Here is a 17,796-nt window from a genome sequence, read left to right on the forward strand (position 1 = left end):
TCAGGCAAGAACCTTCGCCATGCCGGCATAGGCTTCGTGCACATGGTCACGGCCTTCGATGATCACCGCCTCCATGGCGGTTCGTGCGGCCTGGACATCGCCTGCGGTGATAGCATTGACGATGCGCATGTGGGTCTGGGCGATGGTGGTGAAGCCGTTCTGCGACGGCGGGGTGCTGATCCGGAACATGCCGACAAGTGCTGCCTCGATCAGGCTACCAAGCGTATGCATGAACGGATTGTGCGCAGCATCGGCAATGGCCAGATGGAACTGCAGGTCGGCCAGCGCCAGGCTTTCCGTCGTATGATCAGGCGCGGCCATCTCGCCCGCGAGGCTCATCAGCAGCTCGATATCCTCAGGCGTGGCACGCTCGGCAGCCAAGCCGGCCGCAAACGGCTCGACGGCCAAACGGATATCGTAGAGCTGCAGCAGAAATTCCTCGGTCACATCGTCATCAAAATGCCAGGCGATGACCTCGCTGTCGAACATGTTCCACTGGTTCTTCTCGGTCACCCTTGTACCGACACGCGCCTTGGCGACGATCATGCCCTTGGCAGCCAGCGTCTTCATGGTTTCGCGCAGGACGGTGCGAGAGACCTTGAAACGTTGGGCCAGCTCGACGTCGCCGGGAAGAATGCTGCCAACCGGATAGGTTCCGGCCACGATCGCCCGGCCGAGTTCATCCACCACCTGCGCATGGCTGGTGCGAGATCTCCGCTGTGCCTTCCCGGTGTCGAGCATTCGATTGCGCAATTAACAGCCCCCTGTCAGGCATACCTCTTGTTCAGACTGGAGAGGAACAGGATCGCCTTCTGCATCAGAATGAATGCAAAAAGCAGCAGGCCGATCAGTATCTTCGTCCACCAACTGGAAAGTGTTCCGTCGAAGGTGATGTAGGTCTGAATCAACCCCTGGATCAGGAGCCCGATGAAGGTTCCCGCCACAAATCCCGCTCCACCCGTCAGCAGTGTGCCCCCAATGACAACTGCCGCAATGGCATCGAGTTCGACACCGACTGCCGCCAAGGAATAGCCGGCGGACGTATAAAGAGAAAAAACGATTCCCGACAGGCCGGCGAGGAAGCCTGACAGCGCATAAATCTGTATTGTGGTGCGACCAACCGGCACACCCATCAGCTGGGCTGTCTGCGCGCCGCCACCCAATGCATAGACATTGGTGCCGAAGCGGGTGCGGTGGGCGATGAAGATTCCGGCCGCAAACACCAGCAGCATGATGGCGCCGATCAGCGTCAGGCGACCACCGCCCGGCAGCTTGTAATAGAGCCCCGAAAGCGTCGTGTAATAGTCGTGGCCGATCGGGATGCTGTCGATCGACAGCACGAAAGCCATGCCGCGGGCGAGGAACATGCCGGCCAGCGTGACGATGAAGGCCGGCATCTGCAGGTAGTGGATGACAGCGCCCATCGCCGCGCCAAAGGCCGTGGTGATGACGAGCACCAGCGCGAAGGCCAGCAGCGGGTGGATGCTGGTGTTCTGCAGGATGACGGCGAGGAAGACGCCGGTAAAGGCAATCACCGAGCCGATCGACAGGTCGATGCCGCCCGAAATGATCACGAAGGTCATGCCGACGGCAGCGATGCCGAGGAAGGCGTTGTCCGTCAGGAGATTGCCGACAACGCGCGTCGACAGCATGTTCGGGTACTGCATGGCGCAGACGGCGTAAGACAGGATGAAGATAACGATCGTCGCCAGCAGCGGCAGGTATTTCGAGTTCATTTCTGCAGTTCCCCTCTCGGGCCGGAGCGGCGCCCCATGAAGATCGCTGCCGACTGCACGGCCGGCGACTGAATGACGAGGATGACCAGCACGATGACCGCCTTGATGATCAGGTTGAACTCCGGCGGGAAGCCCGAGAGCAGGATGCCTGTGTTGACAGCCTGAATGATCATCGCGCCGATCAGCGAGCCGACGATGCTGAAGCGTCCGCCGAGCAGCGAATTGCCGCCGACGACGACCGCCAGGATCGCATCGAGCTCCAGCCACAGGCCGGCATTGTTGGCGTCGGCGCCCTTGATGTCGGCGGCGACGATGATGCCGGCGATGGCGGCACAGAGACCGCTCAGCATGTAGACGGCCATCAGCAGCACTGGCGTGCGAACGCCCGAGAGCTTGCTGGCATGACGGTTGATGCCGGTTGCCTCGATCAGCATGCCGAGCGCCGTGCGGCGGACCAGCAGCGTCACCAGCGCGCCGACGACCAGCCAGATGACCACGGGCATCGGCATGAAGGCGAAGGAGCCACTACCGAAGTAGATCAGGCCGTCATCGTTGAAAGTCATGATCACGCCTTCGGTGATCAGTTGGGCTATGCCGCGTCCGGCGACCATCAGCACCAGCGTGGCGATGATCGGCTGGATGTTGAGGATGGCGACCAGGAAGCCGTTCCAGACGCCGCAGGCAAGACCGACCAGCAGCGTCAACAGCAGCGTCCAGGCGAGCGAATTGCCGGAGACGATCGACGAGGCCGCGACGGCACCGCAGATGGCGATGACAGCGCCGACCGAGAGGTCGATCCCCTTGGTGGCGATGACCAGTGTCATGCCGGTTGCCAGCAAGGCGACAGGCGCGCCGCGGTTCAGGACGTCAATGAAACTGCCATAGAACCGGCCGTTTTGAATTGTTACGTTAAAAAACTGCGGGAACATGATGAAATTCAATAAAAGAATTGCACCCAAGGCAATCAATTGCGGCGCCAGGCGGATCAGCAGCGCCTTCTGTGACGACGTCATGCGTCCTCCGTTTTTTTCTGCACGGCGGCAATCGCCTGCACGATGCGCGAGGTGCTGACATTCTCGCCGGTCAGTTCCGCCACATGTTCCCGGTCACGCAATACCAAAATACGTGAACTATAGGCGATAAGCTCTTCTAATTCCGATGAAATAACGATCAGGGACATGCCCTTTTCACAGAGCTCCTCGATCAACCGGATAATTTCGGCGTGGGCGCCGACGTCGATGCCGCGGGTCGGTTCGTCGAGGATCAGGAAGTCGGGATTGGTGGCCAGCCAGCGGGCCAGGATGGCCTTCTGCTGGTTGCCGCCAGACAGCAGCCGGATCGGCTTTTCGCGGTCGGTGGTGCGGATATCCAGCGCCTCGATGTAGTGATCGGCAAGCGTGTTCTGCTCGCCGCGCGACAGCGGCCTTGCCCACCCTCGGCGTGCCTGCAGCGCCAAGGCGATATTCTCGCGGATCGACAGGTCGCCGATGATTCCGTCGGTCTTGCGGTCTTCGGGGCAGAAGCCGAAGCCGGCGCGGATGGCGGCGCGCGGGCTGGAGAGGGCTACGGGCTTGCCGTCAATTTTGGCGGTGCCGCTATCGGCATTTTCGATACCGAACAGAAGTTCCGCGGTTTCCGTCCGGCCGGAGCCGAGCAGTCCGGCGATGCCGACCACCTCGCCGACGCGGACGTTGAGATCGAAGGGCTTGACCTTGCCGCGCTTGCCGTAGCCTTCGAAGCTATACTTGATCGGTCCGGCGGCGACGGCGCGCTCCTTCACGGCGGCTTCGGCGTGGGCCAGTTCGTGGCCGAGCATCATCGATATCAATGCCTGTCGGGGAAGGTCGGCCTTGTCGCGCGTACCGACCAGCTTGCCATTGCGCAACACGGTAATGCGGTCGCTGATGTCGTAGACCTGCTCAAGGAAATGGGTGATGAAGACGATGCCGAGTCCACGCTTCTTCAGGTCGCGCAGGATGCCGAAGAGCATCGCCACTTCCTGGGCGTCGAGGCTGGCTGTCGGCTCGTCAAGAATCAGCACCTTGCCGGACAGATCGACGGCGCGGGCGATGGCGACGACCTGCTGGACAGCGACCGAGAAGCGGTCGAGCTGTGCGGTGACGTCGATCTGCATTCCATATTGCTGCAGCAGTGCGCGGGCCTGCCGGTTCATCGAGGCGACGTCAATCATGCCGAATCGTTTCGGCTGACGGCCGAGGAAGAGGTTTTCCGCAACACTCAAATTGGAAAGGAGGTTGACCTCCTGGTAGACGGTGCCGATGCCCAGCTTCTGAGCGGCCAGCGTATCGGCCGGATCGATCTCGGCGCCTTCAAGCGTGAGGCTGCCTTCGTCGCGGCGATAGGCACCGGTGATGCATTTGATCAGCGTCGATTTTCCGGCGCCGTTTTCACCCAGCAGCGCGTGCACCTCGCCCTTGCGAAGGGTGAAATCGACCTTGTCGAGGGCAACAGCGCCGGGGAAGAATTTCGATATGCCGGATGCGGCAAGGACGTTCTCGAAATCGTGAATCATGAAGGCAAATTTTCCTGATATTGACCGATCTTGCCTGATCGCAACCCGACATGATGTCTGGCAGCCATCGCGGCAGTTCCGCACCGGCCCATGATGGGCCGGTGCGGTTCAATGCATCAGATCAATAGCCGAGGCCCTTCTTGGACTCGTAGACCTTCTTCGGATCGTCAGCCTGGGTGTAGAGCTTCGATTCGGTCTGGATCCACTTGGCCGGAGCCTTCTTGTCCTTCAGGTAGGCGTCGAGAGCGTCGAACGCAGGGCCCGCCATGTTCGGCGTCAGTTCGACGGTCGCATTGGCTTCGCCGGCTTCCATGGCCTTGAAGATATCGGGCACGGAATCGATGGAGACGACGAGGATATCCTTGCCTGGCTTCAGCCCGGCTTCCTTGATCGCCTGGATGCCACCAACGGCCATGTCGTCGTTATGGGCGTAGAGGGCGCAGATGTCCTTGCCGCCGTTCTCAGCCTTCAGGAAGCTTTCCATGACTTCCTTGCCCTTGGTGCGGGTAAAGTCGCCGGTCTGGCTGCGAACGATCTTGAAGTTCGACTTGCCGGCAATGGCTTCCTCGAAGCCCTTCTTGCGAGCGATCGCCGGCGAAGAACCGGTGGTGCCCTGAAGTTCGACGATGTTGCACTTCTTGTCGGCAACCGTCTTCACCAGCCAGTCGCCGGCAACCTTGCCTTCATGGACCTGATCGGAGGTGACAGCGGTCAGGTAGAGGTCTTCAGGTGCCTTGATGTTGCGGTCAAGCAGGATGACCGGAATATCGGCTTCCTTGGCTTCCTTCAACACTGCGTCCCAGCCGGTTTCAACGACCGGGGCGAGCAGGATTGCGTTGACGCCCTGCGCGATGAAGGAGCGGATCGCCTTGATCTGGTTTTCCTGCTTCTGCTGGGCATCGGCAAACTTCAGATCAATACCGCGCTTCTTGGCTTCTTCCTTCGTCACGGTCGTTTCAGCCGCGCGCCAGCCCGATTCAGAGCCGATCTGCGAGAAGCCGACAACGAGTTCGGCGGCCTGGGCCGAACCGAACATGCAGGCAGCAAAAACCGTGGCACTCATGAGTGCAGTCTTCAATTTCATGATTTCCTCCAAAAGCCGCCTCCTCGCGGCACGCACTAGGAAAATCATATAGTATTACTTTTGTAAATGGACATTCTGGCATGCAGTGCAGCAAAAAGGGCGCCGTATACGGGCGCCCTTTCGCAACTGCTAACGGCAGGCAAGCCTCACTTCGGAAGCTTGTCGTCGATGCCCTCGACGTAGAAGTTCATGCCGAGCAGAGCGCCGTCTTCAGCCTTCTCGCCAGCCTTCAGCCAGGGGGTGCCGTCCTGCTTGTTGATCGGGCCGGTGAAGGGGTGCAGTTCACCCGACTTGATCTTGGCTTCGGTTTCCTCGGCCATCTTCTTCACGTCGTCAGGCATGTTGGTATAGGGCGCCATCGTCAGGATGCCGTCCTTGAGGCCGTCAAAATCCTGCTCGGCCTTCCAGTTGCCATCCAGCAGCGCCTTGACGCGCTTGACGTAGTAGTTGCCCCAGGTATCGACAATCGCCGTCATCTGGACGTTGGGGCCTGCCTTGATCATGTCGGAGGCCTGGCCGAAGGCCTTGACGCCACGCTGTTCGGCAACCTGCATCGGAGCGGTGGTGTCGGTGTGCTGTGTCAGGACATCGACGCCCTGGTCGATCAGCGCCTTGGCAGCATCGGCTTCCTTGCCCGGGTCGAACCAGGTGTTGACCCAGATGACCTTCATCTTGAAATCAGGGTTGACCGACTTGGCGCCGAGCTCGAACGCATTGATGCCCATCACCACTTCCGGGATCGGGAAGGTGGCGATGTAGCCTGCTTCGCCCTTCTTGGAGACCTTGCCGGCGATCTGGCCAGCGATGTAGCGGCCTTCATAGAAGCGCGAGTTGTAGGTGCCCATGTTCGCAGACGACTTGAAGCCGGTTGCGTGCTCGAACTTCACCTTCGGGAACTTCTTGGCAACGGCAACTGTCGCGTCCATGAAGCCGAACGAGGTGGTGAAGATCAGCGAGCAACCCGAGCGCGCCATGCGCTCGATGGCGCGTTCGGCGTCCGGACCCTCAGGAACGTTCTCAAGGAACGGGGTCTCGATCTTGTCGCCGAATTCCTTCTGGACCTGCAGGCGGCCATTTTCATGCGCCTGTGTCCAGCCACCGTCGGTGCGGGCACCGACGTAAACGAAGCACACCTTGGTCTTGTCGGCAGCCTCAGCGCCTGAGCCGATGCTCAGGACCATGGCAGCGGTCGCTGCCAATGCCAGTGTCAATTTCTTCATTGTAACCCCTGTTGGTTGGAAGTTGAAAACCGTGTTGTTCTTGTCCGTTATCGGTCGGGCACGAATGCCTTGCCGAGCGATGCCGGTGTGTTGATCAGCGTGGTGCGCCGATTATGGGAGATGATCACCAGGACCACAACTGTCGCTGCGTAGGGAAGCATCGACAGAAACTGCGAGGGGATGCCGATACCGAAGGCCTGGGCATGCAATTGCAGGATGGTGACGGCACCGAAGAGGTAGCCGCCGGCCAGGATGCGCCAGGGGCGCCATGATGCGAAGACAACCAGCGCCAGCGCGATCCAGCCGCGACCACCCGACATGTTTTCCGTCCACTGCGGCGTGTAGATAAGCGACAGCTGGGCGCCGGCGAGACCGGCACAGGCACCGCCGAACATCACCGCCAGATAGCGGGTGCGGATAACGTTGATGCCGAGCGCATGCGCCGAACCGTGATTGTCGCCGATGGCCCGGATCTTCAGGCCGGTGCGGCTCTTGAACAGGAACCAGTTGACGCCGATGACGAGCGCGATCGACAGGTAAAAGATCAGGTCCTGCTTGAAGAGTGCCGCACCGATAACCGGGATATCCTTGAGAACCGGGATCTCGATCGGCATCAGCCGGATACCGGGCAGGCCGACATAGGCTTCGCCGATCATCCCGGACGCGCCAAGCCCGAGGATGGTCAGCGCCAGGCCGGTGGCGACCTGGTTGGCGACCAGCGTCAGCGTCAGGAAGCCGAACAGCAGCGAGAACAGCGCGCCGGCCGCGATGCCGCAGAGGATGCCGACATAGGGACTGCCGGTCTCCTGCGCGCCGATGAAGGCGCCGACGGCACCCATCACCATCATGCCCTCGACGCCGAGATTGAGAACGCCAGCTCGCTCCGTCACCAGTTCGCCGAGGGCGGCGATGACGAGAGGCGTGGAGGCGGTGATGACGGTCAGCAGGATCGCTTCGAAGATACTCATGCGGCGCCTCCGCGAACGCGCGACCAGATGATCCGGATCTTGTAGGCGATCAGCGTGTCGCAGGACAGGACGAAGAACAAAAGCAACCCCTGGAAAACCCGGGTAACCTTGTCGGAGACGCCGATCGACAATTGAGCCGCCTCGCCGCCGAGATAGGTCAGCGCCAGCACCAGACCGGATGCGATGATGCCGAGCGGATTGAGGCGACCGAGGAAGGCGACGATGATTGCCGTGAAACCATACCCCGGCGAGATCGCCGGCTGCAGGTGGCCAATCGAGCCCGATACTTCGGAAATGCCGGCAAGGCCCGCTAGGGCGCCCGAAAACAGGAAGCTGAACCATATCATCTTCTTCGACGAGAAACCGGCGAAGCGCCCTGCCCGTTCCGACTGGCCGATGACGACGATCTCGAAACCGCGCAGCGTGTATTTCATCATGAACCAGACAAGTACGGCCGCAACGATCGCAAAGACGAAGGCCCAGTGGGCGCGGCCGGATTCTTCCCAGATGGCCGGGAGAACGGCTTCGACGGGATAGTCTCGCGAGACCGGGAAGTTCATGCCTGCCGGATCGCGCCAGGCGCCACGGATCAGCCAGTCGAGAAACAGCTGGGCGATATAGACCAGCATCAGCGAAGTCAGGATCTCGTTGGTGTTGAAATGCGCCTTGAGCAGCGCCGGGATGGCAGCGAACATGGCGCCGCCTATGGCACCCATGATCAGCATCAGCGGCAGCACCAGCGGCGAGTGCCAGTCGTAGAAGACGATCGGCAGGATCGAGCCTGTTATCGCGCCCATGGTGAACTGGCCTTCGGCGCCGATGTTCCAGTTGTTGGAGCGATAACAGACCGAGAGACCGACGGCGATCAGGATCAGCGGTGCCGCCTTGATCGCCAGCTCGTGCAGCGACCAGACCTCCAGCAAAGGCTCGACGAAGAAGGCGCTCAGCGCCTCGACCGGATCCTTGCCGAGCAGCGCGAACATGATGACGCCCGCAATCAGCGTCAGCAGCAGCGCCAGCAGGGGCGACAGAAGGCCGTAAAGCTTTGACGCCTGCGGGCGTTTTTCGAGTTCAATGCGCATGGGGCGTCTCCGACGCGGTCTTGCTTTCATGCAGACCGCCCATCAACAGGCCGATCTTTTCACGCGTCAGTTCGCCGGCCGGGAAAGGCGACGACAGACGACCCTCGGAGATGACGGCGATTTCGGTCGCGACCTCGAAGATTTCGTCCAGATCCTGGCTGATGACGACGACGGCAGAGCCGTTGCGGGCCAGATCGACCAGCGCCTGGCGGATGCGGCTGGCGGCACCGGCATCCACACCCCAGGTCGGCTGGTTGACGACGAGAACGGCGGGCTGCCGATCAAGCTCGCGGCCGACGATAAACTTCTGCAGATTGCCGCCGGAAAGCGAGCCTGCGGCCGGGTCGTCGCCGCTCTTGCGCACATCCATCTCCTCGGAGATGCGCCTGGCGGCGTTCATGACCGCGCTGCGGCGGATGATCTTCAGAAAACCACCGGCGAGGAATGCCTTGCGGTCCGACTGGCTGCGGGCGAGCACGAGATTGTCGGACAGTTTCATGGCGGAGACGGTGGCATGGCCGTGGCGCTCCTCAGGCACGAAGCCGGCACCGATCAGGCGGCGCGCGGTTATGCCGAGCGTGCCGACCGGCTTGTTGCGGATGACGACCGCTTCCGGCGTCGAGACCGGATACTCGCCCGAGAGCGCGTCGAACAACTCGCCCTGGCCGTTTCCGGCGACGCCGGCGATCGCCAGGATCTGCCCGGAACAGACGGTCAGCGACACATCCTTCAGCGGCATGGCAAAGGGTGTGCGGGGCGCGACCGAGAGGGCTGACACAGCCAGCTGGACGTCGCCTTTGCTGCCTCGGTCCGGATGGGTGACGCTGGCGACATCGTTGCCGACCATCATCCGGGCGAGCGAGGCGGGTGTCTCCTCGGCAGGAACGCAGGCACCGGTGACCTTGCCGTGTCGCAGCACGGTGGCGCGGTCGCAGATGCGCTGCACCTCTTCGAGGCGGTGGCTGATGTAGAGAACCGAGCGGCCTTCGGCCTTCAGCTTGAACAGGGTCTCGAACAGCTTGTCGGCTTCCTGTGGCGTCAGCACCGAGGTCGGCTCGTCAAGGATGATGAGCTTCGGGTTCTGCAGCAGGGCGCGGACGATCTCGATGCGCTGGCGTTCACCGACGGAGAGATCGGCGACATGGGCGTGCGGATCGAGCGGCAGGCCATAGGCCAGCGACAGCGCCCGTGCCTCTTCGGCGATCTTGCCGATCGGGATCTTGTCATCCAGCGACAGCGCGATGTTTTCAGCAACCGTCAGCGCCTCGAACAGCGAGAAATGCTGGAACACCATGCCGATGCCGAGCTTGCGCGCATTGCCGGGCGAGCCGATCGCAACAGGACGGCCCTCCCAGACGATCTGTCCCTCGCTGGGCTCCAGGACGCCGAACAGCATCTTGACCAGCGTGGATTTACCCGCGCCGTTCTCGCCGAGCAGCGCATGGATTTCACCCGGCGCAATATCGAGATCTATGTGATTGCAGGCAGCGAAGCTGCCGAACAGCTTTGTCAGTTTCTGAACCGACAGTAACGCGCCGGGAGCCGGCACAGTCGTTGACGACACGTTCCCTCATTTCCCCCTGCCGACCTGCCCCTATTCAGGATCATTCTGGGATCGGCAGCGTCGTTCCGGTAGCTTTTCCATCCTCCAGATCCGCGTGGGCTCGCCCAACCTCGCCGACGGATATGTTTGGATGATATTGATACGCAATTTGTTGCTCAAAACAACATCAAATAATACGTTTGCACAATCCGTTAGCGCAGATCGCTCAACGATTTACAGGAAACAGGTCTGCCGCCCCGGCAGCAGCGCAGCATTGCCGCTCGACAACGCCAGCGCGAAAATTTCAACCGTTGCAGACGGTGATGCTGAGGAGGCGAGCGGTGGCCGCCACTTCAGATCGCGGAGCGACTGCCTGATCGTGCCTGGCCTGCTCAGCCGTTGCGGCCCAGAGACGGGACGAACTGCAGGACGGCACCGATGCAATAGAGATAGAGACCGCTCAAAATGAACAGAACGAGCGCCCATTGCGGCACCACGAAGTGCATCAGCAGCGCATACATGCCAAGCGCAGACCACAGGAAGAAGATGCCGAGATTGACCGGCCGCAGCCGCTTGACGCGCACCGGATGCAGGAAGCTGATCGGCAGGAAGGTCAGCACCACGGAGACGGTGACGACTGCCAGTGCCGTCGTCGCGCTCGCATCCATGACGAACAGCGTGAAGACGATCATGTTCCAGACCACGGGAAAGCCCGAGAAGAAATATTCGTCGGTCTTCATGCCCATGTCGGCATAATAGATCGCGCTCGAGACCACGATCATGCCGGCCGCCACGAAGGACCATGGCTCGCCGATCATGCCGCTCTGATAGAGGGCAAACGCCGGCAGCAGGACGTAGGTGACGTAATCGATGATGTTATCGAGCGTGTCGCCGGACCAGTTCGGCAGAACTTCCTTGACCTTGACCTTGCGGGCAATCGGACCGTCGATGCCATCGACAAGCAGCGCCAGACCCAGCCACCAGAACATATCGACGAAGCGATGCTCTGCGGCAGCGACGACGCCGAGGAAGGCCAGAAAGGAACCGGAGGCCGTCAGGATGTGGACGGAAAATGCGCGCATTTCCGCATAGGGCACACGCTTGTAATTGAAAATCTTCATGTTTCCCCGAGCAGATCACCGCTTCCGCACCCCCGAGGCGCGATTTTGGCCTAATATGCATCCTTTGCCTCGCTTCGCCAGAGCAAAAGCGAAAGATGGACACCGCCCCCTCCAAACCTGACGATAACATGCATATTTCGCGCAAGTCCCTCTGGAAAGAATGGAATACCTTTAATCCGCCGCCTATTTGTAATATCTGGCTGTCATCGAAGTGATGATGACGAAATACGGGATCCGATACCGCAATGAACGCCCCTGCCAAGACTGAAGAATTCGCAGCCGCTATTCCTGCCGGCGTCTTCGCTGAAACCGTGCTCAGCGTCACGCACTATACGGACCACCTGTTCCGCTTCACGATGACCCGTCCGGAAGGATTCCGTTTCCGCTCCGGCGAATTTGCAATGATCGGCCTCATGGTCGAGGGCAAGCCGATCTTCCGTGCCTACTCGATCGCCAGCCCCGCATGGGCCGAAGAACTCGAGTTCTTTTCGATCAAGGTTCCGGATGGTCCGCTGACGTCGCATCTGCAAGCGATCAAGCCGGGCGATCAGGTGCTGATGCGCAAGAAGCCGACAGGCACGCTGGTGCTGGACGCCCTGACGCCAGGCCGCCGCCTCTACATGTTCTCGACCGGCACAGGCATTGCCCCTTTCGCCAGCCTGATCCGCGATCCCGAGACCTATGAGAAGTTCGAGCAGGTGATCCTGACCCACACCACCCGTGATGTGGCCGAACTGAAATACGGCTTCGACCTGGTCGATGAAATCAGGAACGACGAACTGCTGCAGGAAGTGGTCGGCGACAAGCTGCTGCACTACGCGACGGTCACCCGCGAAGAATTCGAATATCGCGGCCGCATCACCGACCTGATCTCATCCGGCAAGCTGTTTACCGATCTCGGCGTTCCGCCGCTCGACCCGGAAATCGACCGCGGCATGATCTGCGGCTCCTCGGCCATGCTGAAAGACACCAAGGACCTGCTGGAAAAGGCCGGCCTTGAAGAAGGCGCCAACAGCAGGCCTGCGCAATTCGTCATCGAGCGCGCTTTCGTCGGCTGATCGTCCACGATATTCGTCGAGATCACGGCGCCGGAAACGGCGCCGTTTTCATTTGTGGCCGAGATAGTCGATCAGCGCCGTCATCGCCTTGCGCGCTTCGCCGGCCTTGCCCTGCTGGATGGCGCGAATGACCGCGACATGCAGCGAGATCGATCGATCCATGCGCTCCGGATTGGCCTTCGAATACCAGAGACGCCGCGAGTGCGTCTGAACCGGAGCCAGTGCCGAGGTGATGAAGGCGTTTGGACAAGCATCCTCGAGGATTTCGTCGAACGCCTTGTCCGCGGCAAAGAAGGCCGCCAGATCGCCACTGACCGCGCAGTCGCTCATCGCACGCGCGCATTCGACAAGCTGGTTGCGCTGCCCTTCGGTCGCATGGTCTGCGACCAGCGAAGCGGCAATCGGTTCCAGCTCGCGGCGAACCTGCATGACATGGGCATGGTCTGTGGGCTTGATTTCGGCGATCTGCAGTCCCACCCGCGGCTTCACCACGACCAGCCCCTGCCATGCCAATTTCTGGATTGCCTCGCGCACCGGCGTGCGACCGTGACCGGATAAATCGATCAGCTGCTTCTCATTGACCAGCGCGCCGGGCTGCAAGGCCAACGTCACGATCGCATGTTCCAGTGCCAGGTAGGCCAGATGGCTCTGTGATGAGTTCGGCATCGCGGATCCGTGATTCGATCTGATATATCATAAGACGCGCACCGCCGAATGCAATGGCAGGTTGCCGTGATATATTAGAGCGACACGGCAATCGTTACGTCACAGGCGCTTACTCATGTCGCAGGGCATCGATGGGGTTGAGCTGAGCGGCGCGCCTTGCCGGGAAATAGCCAAAGATCATGCCGATGGCAGCAGAGAAGACAAACGCGACCCCGATCATCATCGGGCTGACGACGAATGGCACCTTCAGCAGCGTGACCGCCCCGAAGCCGAGCCCCAGGCCCAGCAGAATGCCGCTCATCCCGCCGAATATCGACAGCGCCACCGCTTCCACAAGGAACTGCAGCAGAACCTGGCTTTCGAGCGCCCCGATCGCCAGCCTGATGCCGATCTCGCGCGTGCGCTCGGTCACCGACACCAGCATGATGTTCATGATGCCGATACCGCCCACCAGCAGACTGATCGCCGCCACTGCTCCCAGCAGGCTGGTCAGCAACGTCGTCGTGCCGGTCATCGCGGCAGCGATCTGGGTCATGTCGTTGACGTTGAAATCGTCCTCGCGGCCGGGGATGATTTTTCGCCGCTCGCGCAAAAGGTTTTCGGTCTCCGACTGCACCTTCGAGGTGGCGACGCCATCGCGGGCCGAAATCAGGATCATCGAGACGTTGGCATTGGCCTTGCCGCCGATGCGGCGCTGGTAAACCTTGATCGGGACGATGACGACATCGTCCTGATCGGTGCCCATGCCGGACTGGCCGCGCTTGGCAAGTACCCCAATGACGCCGCACGACAGTTTGCCGACGCGGATCTGCTGGCCAATCGGATCGGCCGAACCGAACAGCTGCGAGCGGACCGTCTCGCCAAGCACGCAGCGCGCCCGTCCCCGTTCTTCGGCGGCGTCGAAGGTGCGCCCCGACGCCAGATCCCAATCCTGGGCGATGAAATAGTCGTTGGTGGTGCCCATCACCGTCGTCGAGTGGCTCTGACCACCATAGATGACCGTCGCGGTCGCCTGGTTCAGCGGCGCGACCGCCCGGAGACCGCCGACCTGATCGCTGATCGCATCGACATCGGCCACGGTGAAGCGGCGGGCGTCCGTGCTGGCGCGGCCGGGGCCGAACTGGCCGGGGCGGGCAAACAGCATGTTGGTTCCAAGGCGCGACAGCTCCGAGGTCACCTGCGCGGTGGTGCCGTTGCCGATCGTTACCAGCGCGATGACGGCGGCAACGCCGATGACGACGCCCAGCACCGTCAGGAAGGACCGCAGCATGTTGCGGCTGATGGCGCGCAATGCGAGCTTGAGCGTCTCAAAGAACATCCCCGGCCCTCCCCTTATGCGCAGTCTCTACCTCCAGCTTGCCATCGACGAAGCGCAGCAGGCGCTGCGCATAGGCGGCGATGTCAGGCTCGTGGGTCACCATGACGATGGTGATGCCCTGCTCCCGGTTGAGCCGCGTCATCAGGTCCATGATCTCGACGCTGGTCCTGGTGTCGAGATTGCCGGTCGGCTCGTCGGCCAGAAGCAGCGACGGCCTTGTGACAATGGCACGGGCGATGGCGACGCGCTGCTGCTGGCCGCCGGAGAGTTCCTGGGTCTTGTGATGCTCGCGACCGCCGAGGCCGACGAGACCGAGTGCCTCCTTCGCGAGGCGGTGACGCTCGGCGCCCGGCATGCCGCGGTAGATCAATGGCAGCTCGACATTCTCGACCGCAGATGTGCGCGGCAGCAGATTGAAGCCCTGGAAGACGAAGCCCAGCATGTGCCGGCGCAGCATGGTCAGTTGCGCGCGGTCGAAGCCGCTGGTCGAGATGCCCTGAAACAGATAGTCGCCGGCACTTGGCACGTCGAGACAGCCGAGAATGTTCATGGCCGTCGATTTGCCGGAGCCCGACGGCCCCATGATGGCGACGAATTCATGCTCGCGGATCGAGAGATCGACATGATCGAGCGCACGGATCGCTGCTTCGCCGCGACCATAGATCTTGGAGACCTTGCTGAACTCGATGAGTGGCGGCGTCGTCATCCCGCGGCCGCCTATTTCGACTGCTCGGTCGAATCGGTGACGATCGGATCGTTTTCCTTCAGTTCGCCGGAGACGACCTGGGTGAACTGTCCGTCCGAGGAGCCGACCTGGATGATGACGGGCGATGGCTTGCCCGCTTTCAGCACCCATACCCGGCGCTTGTTGCCGGTCAGCGTTTCGCCGCCGCCCTGATTGGTCGGGCGCGGCCCCATGCGCGGTGGCCCGAACATGCCGAACAGACCGCGATTGCGCCCGCCCTCGGCAGCAGGCGGTGCATAGCGAAGGGCGGCATTCGGAACCATCAGCGTGCTCTTGACGGCTTCGACCGTGACGTCGGCAGTGGCCGTCATGCCAGGGCGAAGAAGCAGATCGGCATTATCGACCGACAGGATCGCCTTATAGGTGACGACATTGTTGGTGGTCTCCGACGCAAAGCGGATCTGCTTGATTTCGGCGGGAAAGGTCCGGTCGGGATAGGCATCGACGGTGAACGAGGCTTTCTGGCCAACCGCGATCTGGCCGACATCAGCCTCGTCGACATCGACCTGCAGCTCCATCTGGCGCAGGTCACCGCCGATGACGAACAGCACAGGTGCCGATAGCGACGCTGCAACCGTGGCGCCCGGATCGACCGAACGTGTCAAAATCACGCCGTCGATTGGCGAGATTATCTTGGACTTGGCGAGATTGACGTCGGCCAGTTGCAGATCGGCTTCGGCCGACAGCACGGCTGCCTCGTTGATCTGCTTGGTGGCGACCGCCGAATCATATTTGTAGCGCGCGTCCTCCAGGCTCTGCTGGGTGGTCACATTGTTCTGCACGAGGTTGCGATAGCGCTCGTAGGAACTCTGCGCCGACTGCAGATCCGCGTTGGCCTTGATGACGTTTGCCTTGGCCGAATCGAGCTTGGCCTGGGTGCTCTTGACATCTGCCTCGACCTTGACGGTGTCGAGCACGGCCAGCACTTCGCCTGCCTTGACCTCGCTGTTGTAATCGACATTGACATCGCGCACCGTGCCGGAGAGCTCGCTCGAGATGTCCACCTGCTCGGTTGGCTGAACCGAACCGGTCGCCGTGACCAGCACTGTCAGATCGCCGTTTTTCACCGGTTGCGTGGTGTAGCTCACCTCGGTACCGCCGCGGCGCGAATAGAAATAGGCAGCCCCAGCCACGACGGCGGCAACCAGCACCAGCAGCAAAAGACGCTTGAACCAACGCCCCTTATTCTTCTGCCGCGAGGCGGACAGAACAGCAGCAAGATCGGCGCTTGCCGTGGTCTTTGTTTGGCTCGGTGTGGTCATGTCGTCCATGCTGGCCTCGATCAGATACAGCCAATGCGGCTGCCAACTTCGAAATAACCATGTGAAGCTGAACGCAGGATTAGCAAAGGACCGCATTGGCACGCGCCAGCGCCAAAAGGAAATGAAATCTTGGTAATGAAAGTCGAGATTTACCCGCCGACTCCGGCCGAAATCCGCCGTCGGGGTGACGTGGCGTCGGCTTTGCGTGTTGCTGCCGCGATGTCATGGCATGCAAACCATGCAACAGCGCTCAGAGCTTTGCACCTCGACAGAATGCTGGCATCGAAATATTGCCAGACGATGTCAGGCGCCCAGAGCTTCCAGCGAAACAGGCGGGCGGCGTTTTGCGGCCATAAGGAGGTCGAGTTCCGTGGCAGATGGACCAAACTTGTCAAACAGGCGCGTTGCCTCGTCCTGATCAAGTCTGTACTTGCGGGAAAACTCGGTCAAGCTATAGGCGCGGCCACGCAGAACCTTGCGGGTGGTGCCGTGTTCGATGACGTCGGTCATTGCAATCTCCTTGTTGTAAAGAGGTACTTAGGGCGCGCGGCGCCTTTGTTAACCGCCTGACGCTGCCGAACAGATTGATTTTCCTAAATATTTATCGGGAACAATGTTGCGGTTCGCGCATTCGAGCGCAACCGGCTGAGATCTCTCACTGGTAGAATCGCGCGAGATGGTCCGGGCGACCCTTGCACCGTTCAAGCACCCGTTTCCGAAGGTCACCTGTCCAAGCGGCAGTGCCATGCGTGGATTTCCGGTTTCCGCTACCGCTTCACCGCAAGAAATGTGCCTAATGCACAGGAAAGGTAGATTTTTCAGTTGACCGCAATGGGTCGTCTGCATATGTTCCGCGCACTTCCAGCCGGGGCATTCAAGGATGCTTTGGAGCAAAGGGAGAGCGTAGCTCAGCTGGTAGAGCAACTGACTTTTAATCAGTAGGTCTCGGGTTCGAACCCCGACGCTCTCACCATATAAATCAATAGTTTAGATAGAACAGATTTCGATCTCCGTGGTGAGCCCACGGAGTTTTGCGTGGCGTGATCGCTCACGCCGTATAGCCGCGACATATCTCCGGCTGCCCCCAATTCCCCATTCTCTGCGGAACATTTCATATCTCTGGCAGTTCATACGGTGGAAACATTGGATAGAGCTATGTCAGACCATGAAAACGACGTCCGTGAACGCGCGCATGCCATTTGGGAACGCGAGGGCAAGCCGGAAGGAAAGCATCAGGATCATTGGACGCAGGCTGAGCACGAGATCAGCCATGCCGGCGACCAGCTTGAAGGTGACGACCTGCCGAACCTCGAGGTGCTGCGCGAAGCTGCCAGACAGCATACGGATGCATTCATCGTGAAGACGGATCTGGAGGATGCCGAACAGCGCGAGGCGACGCCTGGAATGCGCGAGCAGCCATAGAATGCAACCACTTGGCCGTTCGCGCGTTATGTCAATCG

The 17,796-nt window shown here is 60.9% G+C and carries 17 protein-coding genes, 1 tRNA gene and 1 pseudogene; 3 read left to right on the plus strand and 16 right to left on the minus strand.

All coding sequences use genetic code 11. The features are described 5' to 3' along the window. The 11 genes and pseudogenes from GVL52_RS04210 to pcsA form a co-directional block, all read right to left on the minus strand. Positions 1-753, minus strand: coding sequence for a FadR/GntR family transcriptional regulator (locus tag GVL52_RS04210; RefSeq protein WP_160004193.1), 753 nt, complete (start codon positions 751-753; stop codon positions 1-3). 14 nt (positions 754-767) lie between these two features. Further along, a complete protein-coding gene (gene yjfF, locus GVL52_RS04215; RefSeq protein WP_160004195.1) occupies positions 768-1,736 on the minus strand; it encodes a galactofuranose ABC transporter, permease protein YjfF in 969 nt (322 codons plus the stop codon). Continuing rightward, a complete protein-coding gene (locus GVL52_RS04220) occupies positions 1,733-2,749 on the minus strand; it encodes an ABC transporter permease (RefSeq protein WP_160004197.1) in 1,017 nt (338 codons plus the stop codon). The genes yjfF and GVL52_RS04220 overlap by 4 nt, the downstream gene beginning before the upstream one ends. Continuing rightward, complete coding sequence (gene ytfR / locus GVL52_RS04225) at positions 2,746-4,269, minus strand: galactofuranose ABC transporter, ATP-binding protein YtfR (protein WP_160004199.1); 1,524 nt, start codon at positions 4,267-4,269, stop codon at positions 2,746-2,748. Before ytfR ends, GVL52_RS04220 begins: the two co-directional genes overlap by 4 nt. Positions 4,270-4,390: 121 nt before the next feature. Beyond that, the gene (ytfQ, locus tag GVL52_RS04230) at positions 4,391-5,353 is read right to left on the minus strand and encodes a galactofuranose ABC transporter, galactofuranose-binding protein YtfQ (protein WP_160004201.1); all 963 of its coding nucleotides are present in this window, start codon (positions 5,351-5,353) and stop codon (positions 4,391-4,393) included. A 146-nt stretch (positions 5,354-5,499) separates the two neighbouring features. After that, on the minus strand, positions 5,500-6,573 hold the full coding sequence (locus GVL52_RS04235) for a BMP family ABC transporter substrate-binding protein (RefSeq protein ID WP_160004203.1): 1,074 nt from the start codon (positions 6,571-6,573) through the stop codon (positions 5,500-5,502). A 47-nt stretch (positions 6,574-6,620) separates the two neighbouring features. Then, positions 6,621-7,541, minus strand: a complete 921-nt coding sequence (locus GVL52_RS04240; protein ID WP_160004206.1) for an ABC transporter permease — start codon at positions 7,539-7,541, stop codon at positions 6,621-6,623. Then, complete coding sequence (locus GVL52_RS04245) at positions 7,538-8,623, minus strand: ABC transporter permease (RefSeq protein ID WP_160004208.1); 1,086 nt, start codon at positions 8,621-8,623, stop codon at positions 7,538-7,540. Before GVL52_RS04245 ends, GVL52_RS04240 begins: the two co-directional genes overlap by 4 nt. Further along, positions 8,613-10,187, minus strand: coding sequence for an ABC transporter ATP-binding protein (locus GVL52_RS04250; protein ID WP_160004210.1), 1,575 nt, complete (start codon positions 10,185-10,187; stop codon positions 8,613-8,615). Before GVL52_RS04250 ends, GVL52_RS04245 begins: the two co-directional genes overlap by 11 nt. Before the next feature lie 40 nt (positions 10,188-10,227). Next, a pseudogene (locus GVL52_RS04255) lies at positions 10,228-10,361 on the minus strand (quinone oxidoreductase); the annotation flags it as partial. Between the two features lie 197 nt (positions 10,362-10,558). Next, positions 10,559-11,287: a phosphatidylcholine synthase gene (gene pcsA / locus GVL52_RS04260; protein WP_160004212.1), complete on the minus strand. Its 729-nt coding sequence runs from the start codon at positions 11,285-11,287 to the stop codon at positions 10,559-10,561. Between the two features lie 245 nt (positions 11,288-11,532). On the opposite strand from pcsA, the gene GVL52_RS04265 reads away from it, so the two are divergent. Further along, positions 11,533-12,345: a ferredoxin--NADP reductase gene (locus GVL52_RS04265; RefSeq protein WP_160004214.1), complete on the plus strand. Its 813-nt coding sequence runs from the start codon at positions 11,533-11,535 to the stop codon at positions 12,343-12,345. 48 nt (positions 12,346-12,393) lie between these two features. Here the strand turns inward: GVL52_RS04265 and GVL52_RS04270 are convergent, their stop codons facing one another. From GVL52_RS04270 to GVL52_RS04290, 5 genes are all read right to left on the minus strand, one after another. Continuing rightward, positions 12,394-13,011, minus strand: coding sequence for a GntR family transcriptional regulator (locus GVL52_RS04270; RefSeq protein ID WP_160004215.1), 618 nt, complete (start codon positions 13,009-13,011; stop codon positions 12,394-12,396). Positions 13,012-13,120: 109 nt separating this feature from the next. Next, on the minus strand, positions 13,121-14,329 hold the full coding sequence (locus GVL52_RS04275; RefSeq protein WP_160004216.1) for an ABC transporter permease: 1,209 nt from the start codon (positions 14,327-14,329) through the stop codon (positions 13,121-13,123). Beyond that, entirely contained in the window at positions 14,319-15,035 is a 717-nt protein-coding gene (locus GVL52_RS04280; RefSeq protein WP_160004217.1) for an ABC transporter ATP-binding protein, read from the minus strand. The genes GVL52_RS04275 and GVL52_RS04280 overlap by 11 nt, the downstream gene beginning before the upstream one ends. A gap of 11 nt (positions 15,036-15,046) precedes the next feature. Further along, positions 15,047-16,345: an efflux RND transporter periplasmic adaptor subunit gene (locus GVL52_RS04285; RefSeq protein ID WP_160004218.1), complete on the minus strand. Its 1,299-nt coding sequence runs from the start codon at positions 16,343-16,345 to the stop codon at positions 15,047-15,049. A gap of 294 nt (positions 16,346-16,639) precedes the next feature. After that, positions 16,640-16,846 carry a hypothetical protein gene (locus GVL52_RS04290; RefSeq protein WP_160004219.1) on the minus strand — a complete coding sequence of 69 codons (207 nt, stop codon included), beginning with the start codon at positions 16,844-16,846 and terminating at the stop codon, positions 16,640-16,642. A 387-nt stretch (positions 16,847-17,233) separates the two neighbouring features. Here GVL52_RS04290 and GVL52_RS04295 point away from each other — a divergent pair. Both GVL52_RS04295 and GVL52_RS04300 read left to right on the plus strand, forming a co-directional pair. Further along, positions 17,234-17,309: transfer RNA gene (locus tag GVL52_RS04295), tRNA-Lys, on the plus strand. 182 nt (positions 17,310-17,491) lie between these two features. Next, a complete protein-coding gene (locus tag GVL52_RS04300; protein WP_160004220.1) occupies positions 17,492-17,758 on the plus strand; it encodes a DUF2934 domain-containing protein in 267 nt (88 codons plus the stop codon). The last annotated feature ends 38 nt before the right edge of the window (positions 17,759-17,796 follow it).

It is taken from the genome of Rhizobium sp. 18055, from assembly GCF_902706285.1.
Classification (GTDB): Bacteria; Pseudomonadota; Alphaproteobacteria; order Rhizobiales; family Rhizobiaceae; genus Rhizobium.